This is a genomic window from Faecalibacterium butyricigenerans (genome assembly GCF_020687345.1).
In the GTDB taxonomy this organism is placed as follows: Bacteria; Bacillota; Clostridia; order Oscillospirales; family Ruminococcaceae; genus Faecalibacterium; species Faecalibacterium butyricigenerans.
The window spans coordinates 1-4245 of sequence record NZ_JAJEQL010000060.1; the positions used below are offsets into that span (position 1 = coordinate 1).

5 protein-coding genes are annotated in these 4245 nt (G+C 55.9%); 1 reads left to right on the plus strand and 4 read right to left on the minus strand.

Annotation, left to right across the window (positions count from 1 at the left end):
• Window positions 1–201: 201 nt before the first annotated feature.
• The 4 genes from LKD23_RS12615 to aroD all read right to left on the minus strand — a co-directional run bounded on the left by LKD23_RS12615 (window position 202) and on the right by aroD (window position 1825).
• Entirely contained in the window at window positions 202–408 is a 207-nt protein-coding gene (locus tag LKD23_RS12615; protein ID WP_227621925.1) for a hypothetical protein, read from the minus strand.
• A 108-nt stretch (window positions 409–516) separates the two neighbouring features.
• Window positions 517–654, minus strand: coding sequence for a hypothetical protein (locus tag LKD23_RS12620; RefSeq protein WP_227621926.1), 138 nt, complete (start codon window positions 652–654; stop codon window positions 517–519).
• A 14-nt stretch (window positions 655–668) separates the two neighbouring features.
• Complete coding sequence (locus LKD23_RS12625) at window positions 669–1028, minus strand: hypothetical protein (RefSeq protein WP_227621927.1); 360 nt, start codon at window positions 1026–1028, stop codon at window positions 669–671.
• 38 nt (window positions 1029–1066) lie between these two features.
• Window positions 1067–1825 (minus strand): type I 3-dehydroquinate dehydratase, encoded by a 759-nt coding sequence (aroD, locus tag LKD23_RS12630; protein WP_227621928.1) that lies wholly within the window; start codon window positions 1823–1825, stop codon window positions 1067–1069.
• A 208-nt stretch (window positions 1826–2033) separates the two neighbouring features.
• Between aroD and LKD23_RS12635 the strand changes: the two genes are divergently transcribed.
• Window positions 2034–3683 carry an acetolactate synthase large subunit gene (locus LKD23_RS12635; protein ID WP_227621929.1) on the plus strand — a complete coding sequence of 550 codons (1650 nt, stop codon included), beginning with the start codon at window positions 2034–2036 and terminating at the stop codon, window positions 3681–3683.
• Window positions 3684–4245: the final 562 nt, after the last annotated feature.

Consider the following 4245-nt stretch of genomic DNA (forward strand, 5'->3'; position numbering starts at 1 on the left):
CTGACGATGACACGAACAATGACACCGAGGAGGGAAGCATGACCGCTGCACTTGCAGAACAGCGCCTTTCCTGCAAACAAGGATACCACAAAAACCGACAGAAAGCAATGCCTTTCGGTGCTTGACAATCCGCGTGCTGACGTCTATAATGGAGATAAGGAAAGGCGCTGTCCGCACAATGGTCAGCTTCCTCTTCCGATGTCATGATTTACAAGAAAAAATGACCGCCGGAGTTTGGTCGCTACGGGCGGTCATTTCTTTTTTGCTGCTATATGTCGTGCGAAATCCTCGCTTGACAATCTGCGTGCTGACGTCTATAATAAAGATAAGGAAAGGTGTTGTCCACACAATGGTCAGCAGTAAACTGACGATGAAGGCCAGAAGTGCAAAGACCTCAGCAAGAGTCATGTGGCATCCCCCTTTTACTTGATGTGCATCGGGAGGAAAACTTCAAAAAGCGCCCTCCCATGCTCATCACAAAAAGAAATGACCGCCACCGTTGGAAGCTGTGGGCGGTCATTTCTTTTTGTCGTTATTGCCATTATCGTGCGAAATCCGCCATGCAATGTCAAAAGTGACATGCACGACCTGAACCAACAGCACCAGTAGACTGACGATGAAGGCCAGAAGTGCAAAGACTTCAGCAAGAGTCATGTGGTATCCCCCCTTTACTCGATGAGCATCGGGAGGAAAACTTCAAAAAGTGCCCTCCCATGCTCATTTCGTTCCAAAGAACGATGTAGCAAAGCCGGGAGGAGCATAGCCGCCTGCGTTTGACGAAACAGCGCCTTTCCTGCAAACAAGGATACCACAAAAACCGACAGAAAGCAATCTTTTTCCCTATTGACAGGCGGGAAGGATATTTTGTATAATACGGTCATAGAAATACTCGCTCGAACGAGCGGGTAAAAATGAAGACAGCTGCGGAACAGGAAAACGCAGCTGTCTTTTTTATCGCAATTTTCAAAAATAGTGCCTATCAAAATAGCATATTTGCGATATGCAGTTTGCGGATGTTGCTTGTGCATTAAAAGCGCAAACTGCTATACTTGCAAATCGCGCTGGGTTACGCGAGCCGCAGACTCTCCAAGACTTCATTTACGACATCCAAGGCTACCTGCCCGGGCGCACTGGCCTGCCCGGGGTTGGCAAAGGTCATGGCCGAGCCGAAGGCTTCGCCGCACAGGCGGCTCACGGCACCCAGCGCTCCCATGCTCATGGTGATGACGGGCGTTTCGGGGTGGCGCTCTGCCATCTCGGCGGTGGCGGCCAGCAGTTCAAGGACGTCCGAGGGGGAGCAGGGCATCACGGCCAGCTTAGGCAGGTCGGCCCCGACCTGCTGCATGGCGGTCAGGCGGGCGACCATCTCTGTCCGGGGCGGCGTCTTGTGGAAATCGTGGCTGGAGCAGACCACTGCTGTGCCTGCCCGGTGTGCCTGTTCGATGAGGGCTGACAGATGCTCCCGGTTCGGAAAAAATTCGATGTCCAGCAGGTCGGCGCAGCCGCTAGCACAGACGGCCTCGCAGAAACTGGCGTACTGCTGGGGCGTCAGCGCGGCTTCGCCGCCCTCAGCCTTGGTGCGGAAGGTCACGAGGAGCAGCTTTTCTTCCAATGCGGCCCGCAGTCCGGACAACACCTGCCCCAGCGCGGCGGGGTCCAGCGCCCCGGGAAACCAGTCGGCCCGCCATTCGATGCAGTCGGCCTTCTGTGCGGCCAGACGCACAGCCTCGCTGAGGATGCCGTCCGCTGTGGAAGCGACGATGGGCAGGATGACTTTGGGGCGGCCAGCGCCGATGCAGCAGCCGCGGATGGTGATGCTGGACATGATAACGACCTCGCTTTGCAAAAAGTACCTTCATCATACGGCCTGCCCCGCCGCTTGTCAAGCCTGCCGGAGCAAAAACCGAATGTGAGTCGTTTTTTGTGGAAAATTCCACTTGCGGGGCGGCTTAAAATCGTTTACAATAGGCGCAGCAAAGGCAGTGTGGCCCGTAAAGGGCCGCGCTGCCTTTTTCGTTTGGGAGGGAAAGAAAATGAAGGAAATGAAAACGACCGCGCAGGTGCTGGTGGACTGTCTGGAAGCCGAGGGCGTTGATGTGATGTTCGGCATCCCGGGCGAGGAAACGCTTGACCTGATGTTTGCCATCCGGAACAGCAAGATCCGCTTCATCCCAGTGCGCCACGAGCAGGGCGCGGCCTTTATGGCCGATGTCTATGGCCGTCTGACCGGCCGGGCCGGCGTCTGCCTGTCCACCCTTGGCCCCGGCGCGACCAACCTAGTCACCGGCGTGGCGGACGCCTATCTGGACGGCGCGCCGCTGGTGGCCATCACGGGACAGGTGGGCACCGACCGGATGCAGCTCACCAGCCACCAGTACCTCGACCTGACGGCCATGTTTGAGCCGATCACCAAGCGTTCGAAGCAGATCATCCGCCCCGACACGGTGGGCGAGATCGTGCGTCTGGCCTTCAAGCACGCCGAGAAGGGCAAGCCGGGCGCGACCCACATCGACCTGCCTCAGAACATCGCCAAAATGCCCGCCGATGCCGTACCGCTCAAGCGTCAGCAGATGCACGATGTCTACGCCGACCCGACCCACATTGCGGCGGCGGGAAAGATCATCAGCGAGGCAAAGAACCCGGTCATCCTCGCGGGTGCGGGCGCGGTGCGCGGCCATGCCGCTTCCGCCGTCACCGAGCTGGCCGACCGGCTGCATATCCCGGTGGTCAATACCATGATGGCCAAGGGCATCATCCCGATGGATGATAAATACAGCCTCTGGACCATCGGCATCCCGCAGAAGGACCACGTCAACCAGCTCTTCGACCGCGCCGATGTGGTCATCGCCATCGGGTACGACATCGTGGAGTGTGCCCCGGCCAAGTGGGGCGCGCGGGAGGACATGACCATCGTGCACATCGACAGCGCCCCCGCCGACGTCAACAAGCGGTATCAGCCCGCCGTGGAAGTGGTGGGCGACATCTCGGAGAGCCTGTATGAGATCCTTCGCTGTGCCCACCGCACCGGTGAGCCGGAGTTTGCATTGGCCCTCCGCCAGACGATGGTGGCGGAGCATGAGGCGATGGCGGCAGACGACAGCTGCCCCATGAAGCCTGCCCGCATCCTTGCCGATGTGCGGAAGGTCATGGGCCGCGACGATATTCTGGTCAGCGATGTGGGTGCTCATAAGATGTGGATCGCCCGCCACTATGACTGCTACGAGCCGAACACCTGCCTCATCTCCAACGGCTTCGCCAGCATGGGCTTCTCCATCCCGGGCGCATTCGCGGCCAAACTGCTCTATCCGGAGAAGAAGGTGCTGGCCCTCTGCGGCGATGGCGGCTTCATGATGAATAGTCAGGAGCTGGAGACGGCGGTGCGGGAGAGGGTGCCCTTCGTGACCCTCATCTGGGAGGATTCCAGTTACGGCCTGATCAAGTGGAAGGAACAGGAACAGTTCGGCGGGGAGCACTGCTATGTGGACTTCTCCAACCCCGACTTTAAACTGTTGGCGGAGGCGATGCACTGTAAGGGCTATCGCGTCGAAAAGGCGGATGAGCTGATCCCTACGCTGGAAGAGGCGTTCCGGCAGGATGTGCCCAGCGTCATCGTAGTGCCGGTGGACTACAGCGAGAATATGAAACTGAGTGAGCACCTCAAGCAGGTCTGCGCCCAGAAATAACTATTATATATTATATAAGGAAGAGCATCTGCTGCCCAATGAGGGCGGCGGATGCTTTTATCGCAAGACAAGAAATTAGTGCAACATTCAAACAGCATATTTGCGATATGCAATTCAACGCTGTTGCTGTTGCATTAAAAAGTTGAATTGCTATATTTGTATCCGATGCAGGGATGTCAAAGCGTTGGTCAAAACGCCGCAAAAAATTGGTAAAAAAGTGCAAAGGCGAAAAAAGAGCAAAAAACTTGTAAAAAAGGCTTGCAAAGTGGGCGGTGATGTGGTATTATACTTGAGCGCCAAGCGCTGAGACAAAAGAATGACTTCCGAGACTCAGCTAGAAGTAAAGCGAAAAGAACCAATAGACGCGAGAAAGTCCGGCAGGAATGCGAGAGACTTTTGAGACGCTCCAAGTTCGGTAAGAAACGAAAAACTTCGAAAAAATAAAGCTTGACAAAAAACCACTTCTGTGGTAAAATAATCAAGTCGTCAGCCGCTTGGCTGAGGCGCTACAGGACCTTGAAAATTGAACAATATCGAAAAACTTGTAACGGAACCTATTTTC